Here is a 14,556-nt window from a genome sequence, read left to right as displayed (position 1 = left end):
AGGGGCGTTCTAAGGTTTGTTCCAAATACCCGCAACCCCTTTTTTCGGATTTTATCCTTTTCGTCAAAAAACCTTCACAAACGCCTGTTTTATTGACTTTTTGAGCGTCGAGAAACTGGAGCACCAAGTCCCCTCAGGGTATCTCTCTCCGCTTATACGGAGCTTTTCGTACCTCGATCCAACCACAGGTAGGGCATTGCAGTGGAATCGCCGACTCGCGGGCCGGATAATCGCGAATCCATATGGGGCGTTACAGCCGGTGCACGGTCACATCTGTGCCGCAGGCCTCTTGGGCGAGATCGACCACATGCTGGTGGTGGGTGAGATAGATGGCCTGCCCGCGCTTTCCGACCCGTTGCATCAATCGACAGGCCGCGCGGGTGCGGTCTTCGTCGAAGGTTTCAAACACATCATCACAGAAGAACGGCAGCACCGTTCCTGTCGACGCCATTTGCTCGTAGGCCGCCGCGCGCAGGGCAAGGTAAAGCTGGAACCGCGTCCCTTTGGACATTGCGGCGGCTTCCTTAGACACCCCATCCTCTGCCCGCACGGCCATTAGCACATCCCCCTGAGCGGCAGGCTGCGTGGTCAGTGTATTGTATACCCCTTGGGTCAGATCGCTGAATGCCTGTTCGGTCGCGGCCAACATCGTGCTGCGGTGGGTGTCGCGATACCGGCGGATGGCATCCTCGGCCAAAGTATGGCCAAAGCGCCCCGTCAGATAGCGCAGCATCACGGCCTGCATCTGTTCTTCGACCGTGCGCTTTTGCGAGGTGAGCGCTGCGATATCACCATCCCCCCCAACCGCATCCAGCGTCGCTTGCGCCCGAGCGCGCGCAGCAATCGCGCTGTCGAGCTCTGCTTCAAGTCGCGACAGGTCTTCGCAGAGCTCGGCAAGCTCCACTTGCGCCTGTGCGAGGGGCGCGGCGCTGAGGCGTTCCTGCGCCTGCTCCCAGGCATCAACCCCCAGGATCGAGAGCAGGCGGGTACGCAAATCCGCACTTTGCTGGCGCAGGGCAATTGCCTGTTGCGCGGTCGCCGTCGCCTGACGCAATGCATCAAGGGTAGAGGTGTCTATCTGGTCATCAAACGCACGGGCCAGAAGTTGGGCCTGATCATCTAGCACGGCAATCTCGCGCAGCGCCTCAGCCGCGGCGTCCTCCGCAACGGCAAGGCGGGCGTCCAGATCGCTGCGACGCGCTTGGGCCTGACGGGCACGCTCCACCGCGGTTTGCAAAGCGGCGTAACGCGCCAAGGGCTGTTCCTGCGCGTCTGCCCCGCTATCCAGTGCATCCAACTGTGCGATGAAACCGGCGCGATCCTGTTTGATGCCCGCAATCTGACGTCGGACACCAGCCATGCGGGCGTCGACCTCTCGGATACTGCGCAGGCCGGTCAGCCCGTTCCACATGTCTATGCCAGCCTGCAGCGCCGGAAGATGTGTTGCGACGGCACCGCGCCACTGGTCACGCGCCTCGGTCACGGCCATGCGTGCCTTGTCCGCTGCGGCTGCTCGGCGATCCCGCTCTGCCGTGGCCTGACGCACTGTGGCCTGTGCGAGCTTTTGCGCATTCTGATGCTCGCGCGACGCCGCGATCTGGGTTTTGGCCATGAGCACGACGGTCCGCAAAGGCGCATCCCCTGCCTCCAAACGTGCCGCCAGATCGTCGCGCATCTGTTCTGCCGCGCGCAATAGCTCTGCGTGGGCCTGTTCAGATGACTTTAAGGTTTCGGTTGCAGTTTGCGCCGCCTCTGCGTCGCGCACCCATTCGACAAAATCCTCGGCGGAAAGGGTTTCGGGCAGGCCAAGTGCGTCGAGGTGGGACCGCAGTTCACCCGTCACCTTATCAAACGCCACCTCGGTCTCGGTACGTTTATTCTGCGCCCTGTCATGATCCTGCCGCGCCTCGATCAACTGTCGTTCCGCCTGCCGCATTTCCGCCAACGATTGGCTTTGCCCGGCGCGTAATGAGGTCTGCGCGTCATCCGCCCGCATTGCGGCCTCGAACGCAGAGGCAGAGGCCATGTCCAACACATCTTTATGCAGCGCCCATAACTCGTCTCGGGTTTGTCGCCCTTTGGCGGCGGCATCATCGCTGATCAAGTCTGGGGCCGACGCGGCCATCGCATGTTTTGTCTCGGCATCCGCCAAACGATCGGCTGCCGTGGTTTCCACCTGCACGGCCGCACGCAGGGCAAGCCGCGCTTCGCCATGGGCCTGCATCAATTCCTGCGCGCGCCGGCTGCTGAGCGGAAGTGCCGGAACCGCGTCGAACGCCACATTTTGCCGTGCCAGCCCGCGCAAGGCTGTGGCCACCTCCTGACGATCCGCCGCGAGCCGGCGCACGGCGTCATTATACCGACTGACCAGATCCTCCGCTTCGGCCTGCATGAACAGGCGTTCGACGTCCGCGTCGACGGCGGTCTCTTCTTCGGTATCGCGCAGGGCCCGTGCCGCGTCATCGTATTTGTCGCGCGCGACCTCTGCCTCCGCCAGAGTGGTTTGCAGATGCTTGCGCGCATCGTCCAAAGTGGCGCGCTCCTGTTCAAGCACCGCAAGGGCGGGATCGCTTAAGATGAATTGCGCAAGCGCGCCATCGGCGGGCAACCCCAGAGTATCAAGCCGCGCCCGCATATCAGCGGTATCCTGCATCAACTGTGCTTCGCGTTTGGGCAGGTCAGATTGCCCCGCCTCTACCTGACTTTTCTTGAAGGCAAGCGCATCAACATCAGCCCCTCGCGCCAAATCATCCGCGTTGACGGCGACCTCGTCTCGCGCGGCCCGCAATGCGTGCACCTCGGCGACGGACCGTTCCCTTTCGGCAACAAGTGCGATCCGTTTAGTCATCATTTTAATCAAGTCTTCGCTGTCGAACTCCAGCGTCGTGGGATAATGCGCGATAGGGGTAAGCTGCGCCTCTAGGGTTTTCCATTCTGTCGCCAATGGATGCGCATCAAGTATAGCCTCCAGCCGCGTTTTCTGAACCGAAAGCTCGGACTTGGCGACGCGCAGACGTTGCTCTTCGGTTTGGGCGGCGTCCCGCGCAAGACGCAACTCGCGAAACGCGGCGGCGCTGACGTCATGATCCTTGATCTGCTGGACCAGTTCTGCATGCGCAGCCTTCAGCGCCGCGAACTCTGATTTTGTACCGCCTTTTAGATAAAGGTCACGATTGCCCTGCTCCACCCGCCCCAAGACCTGCGACAGATCGCTGATACCCGCCGCGGCAGAGAACAGCAGCTTCCCGATATCCCCCTCGCTTTTGGTAATCTCTTCGCCGCCGGCTTCGATTGTTTCATCGTCGAGACACAGCAGACTTTGGTATTCCTTTTGCGACACACCGCGCAGCGCCGCAGACAGCAAAGCATCGGGCAGAGGTTGGCCCGCCCCGTCCACAAGATTGCCCGAGCGCTTGGGCAATCGGGACAGCTGGTGGATCTGCCCGTCGATCTCGACGGTACCGCTGACGCGCAGGTTCGCGCGGGGGTGTTTGAAGGCATAGGGTTCACGCGCGGCAAAACCGTAAAGCAGCCGCAGATACCCCTCCATCAGGGTGGTTTTGCCCGCTTCATTGCGGCCAAAGACGATATGAAAGTCCGATCCGCTTGCGGGGCGCGCGCCGAAATCCAGCACGCGGTCAGTAAAGTGACCAAATCGGTCCAGCGCAAGCTGCTCCAGCCGCATCATTCGCCTGCTCCTCGCATCTGCGCGGCCATGGTCAACACCGCCTCGTCGGTCAGCTGCCGCAACAACGCCTCTTGCGCCTCTGCATCCGGTGCGAGGGCGCGGCGCTGATCAGCAGGCAATAGGCCAAGGATCTGGCTTAATTCTTGCTGCAACCTGTCCCGAGTGGCGGGCTCCTTAGCGATGTCCGTCATCAACTGCTGTACCTCGGCCACAGCACCATTCACCGCATTCTCAGATACAGCCGTTACATCCACCGACATCTTCTCGATCCACAGATCACCGATGCTTTCCGCGATTTCGTCGGCTTGGGCGCGCCAAATATCCGCCAACTGGCGTATCTGCCACGCCAGCGCCGTTTGCCCCGTCAACCGCAACCGCAAGATCGCAGCCCCCCGTCCGGCCTGTGCCTGCAACGCCGACCGCAGTTTGCGGCGCAGATCTTCGTCAGCCTCCGCCCCCGTCACATCGCAATCACAGCGGCGGAATTCCACGACCGAGGTCGCCACTTCCGAAACCGAGATCTTGCCATCCTCGATCGTCAGCAGGCTAGCGGACTTTGGCCCCGCCTCCCCGATATCGCGCCCTTGCGGCATGCCCGGCATCACGATCCAGGGGTCTTCGCTGTGCACGGCGCGTTTGTGAACATGACCCAACGCCCAATAATCAAACCCAGCCCCCGCCAATTCGCCGACCGACACAGGCGCATAAAGATCATGCCCCTCCGCCCCCGCGAGAGAGGTATGCATCATCGCAATATTAACCGCCCCCTGCTCTGGCGCGGTATACTTCGGCAGCAGGCTTTCCGGCGCGTGACGGTCGCGAAAGCTGACGCCGTGAATATAGACGGGGTGGCCGGCCAACTGAACTTTCTCGCCCCGCCCGTCGAACACATGCACGTTCGGCGGTAGGTCGATCTCCCCCGCGATGGGGTTTTCCGCGTCGTGGTTCCCCTTGATATAGAACACCCGCACGTCAGCCTGCGCCAAACGATGCATCTGCGCGGCGAGATACGCGGCGGTTTTCGCGCTACGTTCTTGCCCGTCATAAAGATCGCCCGAGATCAGAAAAGCGCTGACTCGCTCGTCGATGCAATATTGCACCATCGTCTCAAGCGCTTGCCGGCTGGCGCCGCGCACCTGCGCGGCCAGACGGTCATCCTTCATCGCCAAACTACGAAGCGGTGAATCGAGGTGAAGATCGGCAGTGTGCAGAATACGAAGGGTCACGGACGGAGGCCACCTTGTTCACGGAAAACGCTGCGGTCTTTGTCACGTAGTTCACATTCCGTTGCAACGGGCCGCAGTTGTGTCTTGCGGCTTTGATCCGCTGATCCCGCGGGCTAAGACTGTCACACCCGCCTGATAGAAAGTCATTCGATGCATCGACACGATATCCCGCTGACCCAAGACCTGGTGCTGATCGGCGGCGGGCATGCCCATGCGTTGGTGCTACGCAAATGGGGGATGAACCCGCTACCGGGCGCGCGGTTAACCGTCATCAATCCCGGCCCCACGGCCCCATATACAGGTATGCTGCCGGGCTATATCGCGGGCCACTATTCACGTGAAACACTCGAGATTGACCTCGTGCGACTGTGCCGCTTTGCGGGCGCGCGTCTGATCCTGTCTCACGCCACAGATATCGATCGCACTGCCCGTCTGGTTCATGTCGAAGACCGCGCGCCTATTGCATATGATGTTGCCTCCTTTGATATCGGGATCACCGCTAAAATGGGTATCCCGGGGTTTGATGGCTTTGCTGTCGGTGCAAAGCCACTTGATGTCTACGCCAAACGCTGGCGCGATTTCCTTGCCGCGGTGACGAGCGGCGACATAGAGCCCGAAATCGCCGTGATCGGCGGCGGTGTCGCCGGTTGCGAGCTGTCCCTCGCGATGGCCCATGCCGTGCGCAGCGCGGGGATCGAGCCTCGGGTCACCTTGCTACAGTCCGACCCGACGCTTTCGGGCCTTGGCAACCGCGCGCGCCACACGGTCGAGGCCAAGCTTCGCGGCGCCAAGGTCACCCTACGCACCGGCATACGCGTCACGGAAATCGCCGCCGATCATGTCGTTCTGGGCAGCGGCGACAAAATCCCTTCTCAATTGACGGTCGGCGCTGCCGGTGCTTTCCCGCATGAATGGCTGGCGCAAACGGACCTCCCCTTGCGTGATGGCTTCATCGAAACAACGCCCGATCTGTCACTTCCCGGTGACCCAACTGTATTTGCCGTCGGTGACTGCGCAGCAATGCCCTTTGCCCCACGCCCCAAGGCTGGCGTGTTTGCCGTTCGCGCAGCACCCGTCCTGTATCACAACCTTCGCGCCGCCCTCACCAATGGTCCCCGCAAGCCCTTCAAACCACAAAAACGTTACCTAAAGCTTATCTCCCTTGGGGAAAAATCGGCTTTGGCGGAAAAATTCGATCTTGCATTCTCGGGGCCTGCGTTATGGCACTGGAAAGACCGGATCGACCGCGCCTTCATGGATAAACTCGACGATTTGCCGCCGATGCAACCGCCAGCTTTGCCCGATACGCTGGCGCAGGGTGCCCGCGATATACTGGCCGCGAAAACCCTGTGTGGCGGCTGTGGCGCTAAGGTCGGAAACACAGTGCTTCGTGACGGGCTATCGTCGCTTCAAGGTCCGACGGATGCGGCCATTCTTTCTGTCCTCGGCGATGATGCTGCGGTGCTAAGGCAACCCGGTGGCGGTTTTCAGGTCATCAGCGCCGATCACTTGCGCGCTTTGATCCACGACCCTGCCTTGATGACGCGCATCGCAGCAGTGCACGCCTTGGGCGACATTTGGGCCATGGGAGCGCAGCCCCAAGTGGCCCTTTCCAGCATCGTACTACCCCGTATGTCTCAGGCGCTTCAGTCCCGGACACTGCAAGAAATCACCGACGCAGCCCGTGCGATATTCGACCACGCGGGCGCGACGATTGTCGGGGGGCACACATCGATGGGTGCCGAAATGACCATCGGATTCACCGTCACCGGCATGCGCGAAACGCCACCAATCACCCTGTCGGGCGCTCAAGCTGGCGACTGCCTTGTGCTGACCCGGCCCATCGGATCAGGAATTATCATGGCTGCGCATATGGATGGCACAGCACGGGGAGCCGACGTCGCCCAGGCCCTAAACGAGATGGCAGAACCGCAGGACCGTCAAGCCTTCCACCTGCGTCGCGCCAATGCCATGACAGATGTCACCGGCTTTGGCCTTGCGGGCCACATCGCCGCCATCTGCCGCGCATCGCGCCTGAGCGCGGAAATCTCGGCGGGTGCCATTCCCGTCTACTCCGGTGCCCGAGACCTATCAGATCGCGGCGTGCACTCCTCGCTGTATCACCCCAACGTCGACAACGCGCCCACGCGAGGACGCAGCGACCCGCTTTTGCACGACCCTCAAACCGCAGGCGGCTTGCTGGCTGCCCTCCCCCCGGCCGAGGCAAAGATTGCGATCAGAGACATGGCCGCCGAAGGTAAAAAATCCTGTATTATCGGGCATTTGACCGACGGCGAAGGACCAATCACTGTGCTGTAGCTACACTCGGTGCGCCTGGCGATCCCGGGAGGACTCGAACCCCCAACATCCTGATTAGAAGTCAGGTGCTCTATCCAGTTGAGCTACGGGACCACTCAGGTCATCTCATAGCTAGTTTGCGTGGGATGAGCAAAGCAAAATCTATCCGCAATCCCCATGATATTGTCATCAAGTATCTCCTCTTCCGATAGTGTAAATCACCAATGGCTCCGCACAGGGACCCAATACTTATTGATCTTTGGGGCTTAGCCGTCGGCGATCCCAAGTGATACCGGCACGCACAACACGCGCCGGCGCGCCCACGGCCAAGCTATGTGCGGGGATAACCCCAAGAACCATGGAGCGGCTACCGATCACTGAATGCTGCCCTATCTGCGCGCCTTTCATGATCCTGACACCATGGGCCAACCAGACGTGATCCCCGATTTCGATATCTTGGGGCGGGTTGACCCGTTCCCCCGTTTCTACGTCAAGGATCGAATGCATATCACTGACATCCATGGTGATATCCCCGGACAGCATGCAGTCCTCGCCAATCGTAATCGCGCCCGCTTCGTGCAGACTGAGATGCGCCATCATGATCGTGGTGCGATCGCCAATGCGAATATGCGTATCACGCGCGCGGCATCGAAATGACCCCGCCAAACGACAATCTGCGCCAATATAGACGGCGCTCTCGTGATTCCTGAGCTCAATCAAGCCACCGGAGATCACAGTACCCTCGCCGATCACCACGTGGTTATTGCGCCCGTATATATTAATCTGCACCCCTTCGGCGCAGGTGGCTGTTGGCGATATATCTACCTGATTGTTCTGACCATTATCCGTCACCAAAACGCCAAGTTGCGTTTTGCTCACCTATGTCACCTCCCGTAAAATCCGAACAAAAATTCTGTTGTAATGCTGAGTAAACTTAACCTCCCCTTAAGAGTGAGCGTGCTGATCTAGAGATCTATCAACGCAACATAGAATCGAAATGATTGATTTTGTATAAACAGCTCAAAGCTCTCTTTGCCCGCTATATCGCCGCCCACCTAAGGGCCGTGGGGCGTCCAATGCACATCACGGATCCGTCCGGTGCCACGGTGGGTGCCGTTGATGTATTTGCCGTAAATGACGGGAACTTGAGGCTGGCGGGCTGGACGTTCGCGGATGATATCGTGCTGCATATGAACGGCGTCAAAGTAAGCGCTAAAGCTGACTTGATCCGTGACGACGTGGCCGAAGCCTATGGTGGCGCCCGACGGGTCGGATTCGACCTGACCACGCCGCTCGCCCCGACCGGCTTGCAAGAAATCGGGCGGTTTGGGGTCGAATTTCACCGTGTCCGCAATGGCACCTGGACAATTGCGCGAAGTCTAGAACTCCCTCACCTTTGGTGGATTCAAGCGCGTTTGATAATCAAGTTCGTCATCGCGCTGATGCTGCAGTTGCCTGCTTATGGCGGCTGGCGCGTCAAACGAGACCCCGCTTTTCGCACGCGGATCAAACGGGGGCTGGGGCTATGCCCCGTTCACCATGCGCGCGAGCTTGACCCTGACCTATTCCGCGCCAATGCGCCTCCCCTCACAACGGCATCGGTGACGATAATACTGCCGGTATTCAACGCGCATGACCTACTGAAAGAGGCGCTGCGGCGCGTCGTCGACAATACCGATCTTCAGTGGCGCATTATTCTGATCGAAGATTGCTCAACCGATAAACGGATTCTACCGTTGCTGCGCGCGTGGTCTTTGGCACACAATGACCGTGCGACACTGCTTGAGAATGATCAAAACCTTGGGTTTGTAAAAAGCGTAAACAAAGGCTTGCGCTATGCAAAACGCTGGCCCGACAAGGTAATTTTACTGAATTCTGACGCCTTAGTCCCGGCGAACTGGGCGAGCCGCCTTATCCGCCCCCTCGTTGAATATCCACGCGCCGCCACTGTAACTCCAATGTCTAACGACGCGGAAATTTTTACCGCCCCCCTCATATGTGCACCCCAAAAACTTGCCGCCGGACAGGGGGATCTTATAGATGTGACCGCCGCGCAGCTGAACCCGCAAAGCTATCGCGTGGCCTCGCCGACCGGGGTGGGATTTTGCATGGCGATAAATCCCAGCTATCTCAGGACTGAACCGCAATTGGATGTCAGTTTTGGTCGGGGATACGGCGAAGAAGTCGATTGGTGCCAGCGCATCAGAGCAGCGGGCGGACAGCATTATTGCGCCGTTAACCTTTTCGTAGAGCATCGCGGTGGACAAAGTTTCGGATCGGAAGAGAAGACGCGTCTCATCGCGAAAAATAACGCTCTTATTTCAAAACGTTATCCCGAATACGATAGAGATGTGCAGCAGTTCATTGCCTCTGACCCATTGAAATCGCCCCGCCTCGCTTTGGCATTGGCTTGGCTAGGGGCACAAGACACGTATCCGGTCTCGATATATATCGCCCACAGTATGGGTGGCGGCGCTGAATCGTATCTGCAACATCGGGTGAAATCAAAACATCACGCGTTGGGCCGTTCCGCTGTTGTAATCAGGGTCGGCGGTGCCATGCGATGGCAAATCGAATTGCATTGCCATGACGGAATAATCTCCGGCGGGACCAACAACCTCGACTACGTCAAACAACTTCTACACCCCATAAAACGGCGACGATTAATCTATTCCTGCGCGGTTGGGGATCAAGATCCGCTGACTATTCCAAGTGCAGTTCTAGAATTGAGCCAAACCGGCCAACAGGTGATAGAGTTTCTCTTTCATGACTACTTCGCAATCTCGCCAAACTACACTCTTCTGAACGATCACGGAGTGTACGATGGCCTACCCCCACTTCACCTAAATGCCCCAGCAACCACAGGTGCACCGATAAGCATGATTCGGTGGCAAAGCGAGTGGGGAAAACTCATGACCGCATCCCAAGAGATCGTGGTATTTTCTAAAAATAGCAAAGAAATTGTGCGCGCAGCATTCCCCAACTGCGCCGATAAAATTCAAGTTACACCGCATAGAATTTCAGACGCCGTGCCCCGTATCCCTCGGCCCCTCAGCCCAAAGCGCCCGGTGATCGGTGTATTGGGCGACATTGGTCTTCAGAAAGGCGCACAGATCATCAGCCGAGCCGCTGATGCGATAGATGTGCAAGGTGTCGGTATGGTCATCGTCGGGAACTTCGATCCCGCCATTCCCCTCCCCCCCTCGGTGCCTATCCATGGAAGATATACCATATCAGATCTGGGCAAAATTGCCGCCCGATACGGCGTGACAGATTGGTTAATACCTTCCGTGTGGCCGGAGACATTCTCGTTTACCACGCACGAAGCTCTGACATCCGGTTTGCCCACCCATGCGTTCGCAATTGGTGCTCAGGGCGAGGCGGTTACGAAAGCTGAAAACGGTTTCCCTATTCCCTACTCAACCCAACAGGATTTGGCGGATATTCTGCTGTCTCACATTAAAAATCACATCACCAAAACCTGGGCGGTGGCCTCATGAGCCAGATCTCAGTTCCCCTAAAATTTTTGCGAAACAATGGCATCGAAGTACTGAACCGGGGTGCTACGTCGATCAACTTGCCCAGACATACCGTGCTCGAAGCCCCGGGGAGCCTGAAATGGACACAGTATGAACACTCGTTAGAGATGGGAACGTTCTCGTATCAAGTCTCGGGATACTGTTTTGCCGCACGCATCGGCCGATATTGTTCATTCGGCGAATCCGTCCAAATAGGTCGGCAAAACCACCCGTTGGACTGGGTATCCACAAGCCCCGCTTTCTATCTTGGGGACCGGGTATTCGAACTTGGCGACGGTTTTGAGGCAGCCGAACATTACCACAATTATAGGACAGCTCACAGCAAGCCTCCCACCAAGGTAAAAATCACTACAATTGGAAATGATGTATGGATCGGGCACGGGGCGTATATCGCCGCCGGGGTCACCATTGGCGACGGCGCAATAATCGGTGCGCATTCGGTCGTGACCCGTGACATTGCCCCTTATTCAGTCGTCGCGGGGAATCCGGCCACTCTCAAACGAATGCGCCTACCGCCGAACTTCATCAGTCTCATGTTAAAGTGCCGCTGGTGGCAGTTTGCGCCGTGGCAAATGGACCACCTTGATCCGTCGGATGTGCTGGAATTCTGTAGAGGGATAAACTCAATGCTCAAAGATGTCGCGCCTTTCGCACCCCCGACGCTGGATCTGAGATCGGAAACCATTCAGTGAAAAAAGTCGCATTTTTACACATACCCAAAACCGCGGGCCAATCTGTTCACTCGGAGCTCACTAAAATTTATAGCAGCGCTCGAACCTCTCCTGTTCGCGTTCACCACCAAGCTTCTTCAGACGGTCAATTCCCCAACGGGTATGACCTTTACTCGGGTCACCTAGATTGGTGCCGCCTTCGTGAGACCCAGACAGATGCCTTTGCGTTCACGGTACTTCGCGATCCATTTGAAAGGATCGCTTCTTTCTATTTTTATTTAAGAAATAAGGCCTCGCGCCTCACGGACAGCCTACTCTCGTCGCCTGGGCATATGGGGTTGTACAAAGTAAAAAATTGCTCCCCCGCCGCATATTTCTTTGGCGGAAGTCCCGCTTGGCAACAGTTCATTAAGGATCACTACGACAATTTTTACTGTAGCTATCTCGCCACCGGGAAAGTTCGCGGGGCGGCCGAGGTCTGCCATTTCTCGAAAGATATGCTTGTTGGTCAAGCGATAGGCGGCGCGCGGAAACTAGATAGAGTTTATCGCATAAGCAGTTTAAATCTGCTTGAGAATGACATTCAAAACCTAACGGGGCATCGTCCTTCGATTGTAAAAACGCGCATCAATGTTGGGCCAAAAGGCGTTCAGACAAGCCGTTGGCAAGATCTAATGACTCTGATCAACGATAAACCAGCACAGGAAAGACTGGCTGCGTTTGCTGAGGCTGACATAGCCCTGCTTGATCGCCTCAATGACGAGGGTTTGTTAAGTTAACACCGATTCAGAACCGTTTGAGTTGTGCAAGCGCGCGCAGGGCTAGATCCCCCGCCTGTGTTTGCCGGTAGATCCCGAGCGAAGTAAGTGCCGCGCGACCCTTAGTATGACTTTGGGATCGCCAATCGAGAAACCTCAGTAATTGCTCGCGAGCGGCCGCCGTCAGAACGGGAGCAATTCGGTACATCGCGGCCGCATTTGCATCGATCCAATTCACCAACGTACCATCCGCCATGCATCGAGCCCTGCGCCGTAAATGACGAACAGGCGCGCCCACAAGATTTTCACCGTGTTGCCTGTATAATACCCCAGGTTTCTGATCATGAAGAATACCAAACCCGGCGCCCGTGATCGCTTGATACATCCACCAATCATGAAAAGGAGTTTCCGCAACGTCGGTAGTACTTAAAATGCTACGCAGATAGTTGGTGACGATAGGTGGAATCACAATCGTATTCCCGCGCAAAACATTCTGTACGATTGCATTTCCAAACCGATAAGGGCGATTCAGCGTCGGGGACGTTCCCAACCGCCCCCCCGTTTGGTCCACATAGTAACTTCTACTACTGTAAACACATCTACCACCCAGCCGCCCGACGAGCGCGACAGCACGGGATAGTTTGTGAGGCAGCCAGACATCATCCTGATCGGAAAACGCCACCCACTTCCCATCTAACTCGTGGTTTTTCAACAATTTATAATAATTGGCGGCAACGCCCCTCTGGGGCCCTTTGAGCAAGTGAATATCATGGTGCGGAGTTTCCGCTTTGAAATTTTCAAGCGCCTCCCAGGTGCCATCGGTCGAGCCGTCATCGCTTGCCCAAAGGCTCCAATCCTGATGCGATTGCCCGCGGATTGAGGCCAGCTGATCTGCCAAAAACATGCCACCGTTCTTCGTCCCCATTAAAATGTGAACATGCGGTTCCGCCATCCCAAAGTCCTTCGTAGTTTAATCGACTTTCTCTGAACTACTTCGCGCGAATTAATAAACTGTGAGGACTATTGAATTAGGCACTGAGATCATGACCCATAATCCTGCCCAATCAACGACCACGCACCATACGCACGCGGCGCGCAAACAACAAAAACTGCGCGAGCGTGAGGAAGCTTTGCGACGCATCGAAAAAAAAAGGCATGATAGAGCGCTTGCCGTTGCGGCGCGGGAAACAAAACGAGAAACCGCCTCTCAAGCGACCATTCTGACACTGCCAGTCACGTCGATCGTCCCGCCTGTGCCGCAAGCGCGCCTTCACCTACGTCATCGGCTTTCGTTTGTCAGCTTTATCATCATCGTTCTCGGAACCAGCCTGTTCGTGTCATGGTACCTTTGGGAGCGCGCTGCAGATCGCTATACCTCTATCGCAGGATTTGCTGTCCATAGCGAGGATATGAGCTCGCCGGTCGAACTCTTGGGTGGGGTTGCAAATCTCTCGGGGTCCGGTGCCGCGGACGAAGAAGTTCTGTATCAATTCATTCAAAGTCAGCACTTAGTGGAGAAAATCGATAAGTCTCTGAACTTGCGAAAAATATGGTCGCCCCCCGCAACAAACTCTGATCCGGTCTTCGGCTACCACGCCCCTGGTACGATCGAGGATCTGACCAAATACTGGGGTCGCATGGTCAATGTATATAGCGATAGTAGCACCGGTCTGATCGAGGTTAAGGTGCAAGCATTTGCTCCCGAAGACGCGCGGGCCATTGTCCAAGAAATCTATGCTGAAAGCGCACAACTGATACATGAACTTTCCGCGATAGCGCGCGAGGATGCTACCCAACATGCTGAAGAAAACTTGGCGCGCGCAGCGCAGCGCCTCAAAAAAACGCGGCTTACGCTGGCCGAATTCCGCATGAGGAACCAATTGGTGAGCCCCGATACACCGCTTCAAATTCAAACTGGGTTATTGGCATCTTTAGAAGCAGAAATGACGGAAACGTTGATTAGCATCGACATGCTTCAACAAACCAGCACACCAACCGATCCCCGCTTGAAGCAAGCGCAACGAAGGCGCGACATAATAGCAGCGCGTATCTCGCAGGAGCATCAAAAATTGAACGCCAAGCAGGGTGCAACGCACTCCATTGGTTTCGCGGATCTTTTCGGGCAGTTTGAAAGCCTAAAGGTCGATTTGGAATTTGCTGAACAGTCTTATACCGCCAGCCAAGCCGCCTTTGATACAGCGGTTGCAGAGGGGCGAAAAAGATCAAAATACTTGGCGGCGCATATCCCTCCGACACTTGCAGAGACTTCGATTTATCCAAATCGCCCTTTTCTTCTAGGCGTCACATTCGCATCTAGCTTCGCCCTGTGGGCGCTCATTATGCTGGTTTGGCACTCCTTACGAGATCGGCACTAGG

9 protein-coding genes and 1 tRNA gene are annotated in these 14,556 nt (G+C 57.0%); 5 read left to right on the top strand and 5 right to left on the bottom strand.

The features are described from left to right. Positions 1-250: 250 nt before the first annotated feature. Positions 251-3,688 carry an ATP-binding protein gene (locus ACTRWK_RS06215; protein ID WP_289082195.1) on the bottom strand — a complete coding sequence of 1,146 codons (3,438 nt, stop codon included), beginning with the start codon at positions 3,686-3,688 and terminating at the stop codon, positions 251-253. Then, positions 3,685-4,899 carry a metallophosphoesterase family protein gene (locus tag ACTRWK_RS06210; RefSeq protein ID WP_289082196.1) on the bottom strand — a complete coding sequence of 405 codons (1,215 nt, stop codon included), beginning with the start codon at positions 4,897-4,899 and terminating at the stop codon, positions 3,685-3,687. The genes ACTRWK_RS06215 and ACTRWK_RS06210 overlap by 4 nt, the downstream gene beginning before the upstream one ends. A 165-nt stretch (positions 4,900-5,064) precedes the next feature. On the opposite strand from ACTRWK_RS06210, the gene selD reads away from it, so the two are divergent. After that, positions 5,065-7,233 carry a selenide, water dikinase SelD gene (gene selD / locus ACTRWK_RS06205; RefSeq protein ID WP_289082194.1) on the top strand — a complete coding sequence of 723 codons (2,169 nt, stop codon included), beginning with the start codon at positions 5,065-5,067 and terminating at the stop codon, positions 7,231-7,233. Positions 7,234-7,249: 16 nt separating this feature from the next. Here selD and ACTRWK_RS06200 read toward each other — a convergent pair. Together ACTRWK_RS06200 and ACTRWK_RS06195 are read right to left on the bottom strand one after the other, a co-directional pair. Further along, positions 7,250-7,326: transfer RNA gene (locus ACTRWK_RS06200), tRNA-Arg, on the bottom strand. Between the two features lie 135 nt (positions 7,327-7,461). Continuing rightward, on the bottom strand, positions 7,462-8,064 hold the full coding sequence (locus ACTRWK_RS06195) for an acyltransferase (protein ID WP_289082193.1): 603 nt from the start codon (positions 8,062-8,064) through the stop codon (positions 7,462-7,464). A gap of 155 nt (positions 8,065-8,219) precedes the next feature. On the opposite strand from ACTRWK_RS06195, the gene ACTRWK_RS06190 reads away from it, so the two are divergent. The 3 genes from ACTRWK_RS06190 to ACTRWK_RS06180 are packed head-to-tail and all read left to right on the top strand — an operon-like array spanning position 8,220 to position 12,201. Beyond that, positions 8,220-10,712 (top strand): glycosyltransferase, encoded by a 2,493-nt coding sequence (locus tag ACTRWK_RS06190; RefSeq protein ID WP_289082192.1) that lies wholly within the window; start codon positions 8,220-8,222, stop codon positions 10,710-10,712. Then, the gene (locus ACTRWK_RS06185) at positions 10,709-11,443 is read left to right on the top strand and encodes a CatB-related O-acetyltransferase (protein ID WP_037942327.1); all 735 of its coding nucleotides are present in this window, start codon (positions 10,709-10,711) and stop codon (positions 11,441-11,443) included. The genes ACTRWK_RS06190 and ACTRWK_RS06185 overlap by 4 nt, the downstream gene beginning before the upstream one ends. Continuing rightward, on the top strand, positions 11,440-12,201 hold the full coding sequence (locus tag ACTRWK_RS06180) for a sulfotransferase family 2 domain-containing protein (RefSeq protein WP_081858753.1): 762 nt from the start codon (positions 11,440-11,442) through the stop codon (positions 12,199-12,201). The genes ACTRWK_RS06185 and ACTRWK_RS06180 overlap by 4 nt, the downstream gene beginning before the upstream one ends. Before the next feature lie 7 nt (positions 12,202-12,208). On the opposite strand, the gene ACTRWK_RS06175 is transcribed toward ACTRWK_RS06180, so the two are convergent. Next, positions 12,209-13,132 (bottom strand): glycosyltransferase family 2 protein, encoded by a 924-nt coding sequence (locus ACTRWK_RS06175; protein WP_037942332.1) that lies wholly within the window; start codon positions 13,130-13,132, stop codon positions 12,209-12,211. Positions 13,133-13,223: 91 nt separating this feature from the next. On the opposite strand from ACTRWK_RS06175, the gene ACTRWK_RS06170 reads away from it, so the two are divergent. Next, on the top strand, positions 13,224-14,555 hold the full coding sequence (locus ACTRWK_RS06170; protein ID WP_051843873.1) for a capsule biosynthesis protein: 1,332 nt from the start codon (positions 13,224-13,226) through the stop codon (positions 14,553-14,555). Position 14,556 lies beyond the last annotated feature (1 nt).

It is taken from the genome of Sulfitobacter sp. G5_S2_6_S6, from assembly GCF_054968505.1.
The sequence above is the reverse complement of the archived record's forward strand: the minus strand, read 5'-3'. Positions and strand labels throughout refer to the sequence as shown.

What these genes read in the sequence shown, in the direction of transcription:
- selD (WP_289082194.1), top strand. Translation starts at nt 5,065, where the DNA reads ATGCATCGACACGATATCCCGCTGACCCAAGACCTGGTGCTGATCGGC.
- ACTRWK_RS06215 (WP_289082195.1), bottom strand. Translation starts at nt 3,688, where the DNA reads ATGATGCGGCTGGAGCAGCTTGCGCTGGACCGATTTGGTCACTTTACT.
- ACTRWK_RS06185 (WP_037942327.1), top strand. Translation starts at nt 10,709, where the DNA reads ATGAGCCAGATCTCAGTTCCCCTAAAATTTTTGCGAAACAATGGCATC.
- ACTRWK_RS06175 (WP_037942332.1), bottom strand. Translation starts at nt 13,132, where the DNA reads ATGGCGGAACCGCATGTTCACATTTTAATGGGGACGAAGAACGGTGGC.
- ACTRWK_RS06170 (WP_051843873.1), top strand. Translation starts at nt 13,224, where the DNA reads ATGACCCATAATCCTGCCCAATCAACGACCACGCACCATACGCACGCG.